This is a genomic window from Kineosporia mesophila (assembly GCF_021129235.1).
GTDB classification, from domain to species: Bacteria; Actinomycetota; Actinomycetes; order Actinomycetales; family Kineosporiaceae; genus Kineosporia; species Kineosporia mesophila.
Map to the genome: position 1 here is coordinate 1 of NZ_JAJOMA010000053.1, position 1412 is coordinate 1412.

Consider the following 1412-nt stretch of genomic DNA (forward strand, 5'->3'; position numbering starts at 1 on the left):
TTGTCCGGCGATGTCCTACTCTCCCACACCGTAACCAGTGCAGTACCATCGGCGCTGGCAGGCTTAGCTTCCGGGTTCGGAATGAGACCGGGCGTTTCCCTGCCGCTATGATCGCCGTAACTCTCTCGGCACAACCGTCACCCATGAATCTCTTGGGTGTGTACGGTCGTTTCCCGTGAACCGCATAGTGGACGTGAGGTGTTCATCTTCTATCGCGCATAGATGAGCGAGTCATGTGTTAGATAAGTCATCGGCATATTAGTACCGGTCAGCTTCACGGGTCTTCAGTCCCCGCTTCCACATCCGGCCTATCAACCCAGTAGTCTAGCTGGGAGCCTCTCGACACTCAAAGGTGCCATGGAAACCTCATCTTGAAGCGAGCTTCCCGCTTAGATGCCTTCAGCGGTTATCCCTTCCGAACGTAGCTAACCAGCGGTGCCCTTGGCAGGACAACTGGCACACCAGAGGTTCGTCCGTCCCGGTCCTCTCGTACTAGGGACAGCCCTTCTCAAGTTTCCAACGCGCGCAGCGGATAGGGACCGAACTGTCTCACGACGTTCTAAACCCAGCTCGCGTACCGCTTTAATGGGCGAACAGCCCAACCCTTGGGACCTACTCCAGCCCCAGGATGCGACGAGCCGACATCGAGGTGCCAAACCATGCCGTCGATATGGACTCTTGGGCAAGATCAGCCTGTTATCCCCGGGGTACCTTTTATCCGTTGAGCGACAGCGCTTCCACAAGCCACTGCCGGATCACTAGTCCCGACTTTCGTCCCTGCTCGACCTGTCGGTCTCACAGTCAAGCTCCCTTGTGCACTTACACTCGACACCTGATTGCCAACCAGGCTGAGGGAACCTTTGGGCGCCTCCGTTACTCTTTAGGAGGCAACCGCCCCAGTTAAACTACCCACCAGGCACTGTCCCTGATCCGGATCACGGACCAAAGTTAGACATCCAGAACGACCAGAGTGGTATTTCAACGTCGACTCCACCCACACTAGCGTGCCAGCTTCACAGTCTCCCACCTATCCTACACAAGCCGTACCGAACACCAATACCAAGCTATAGTAAAGGTCCCGGGGTCTTTCCGTCCTGCTGCGCGTAACGAGCATCTTTACTCGTAATGCAATTTCGCCGAGTTCGCGGTTGAGACAGCGGAGAAGTCGTTACGCCATTCGTGCAGGTCGGAACTTACCCGACAAGGAATTTCGCTACCTTAGGATGGTTATAGTTACCACCGCCGTTTACTGGCGCTTAAGTTCTCAGCTTCGCCTTACAGCTAACCGGTCCCCTTAACGTTCCAGCACCGGGCAGGCGTCAGTCCGTATACATCGTCTTGCGACTTCGCACGGACCTGTGTTTTTAGTAAACAGTCGCTTCTCCCTGGTCTCTGCGGCCCTCAAACGCTCA

Annotated in this window: 2 rRNA genes; both read right to left on the reverse strand. The window is 55.7% G+C overall.

Features of this window, described 5'->3' with window-relative positions:
* Positions 1-2 precede the first annotated feature (2 nt).
* Positions 3-119: ribosomal RNA gene (rrf, locus tag LR393_RS34755) — 5S ribosomal RNA — on the reverse strand.
* Between the two features lie 119 nt (positions 120-238).
* A 23S ribosomal RNA gene (locus tag LR393_RS34760) occupies positions 239-1412 on the reverse strand; the annotation flags it as partial.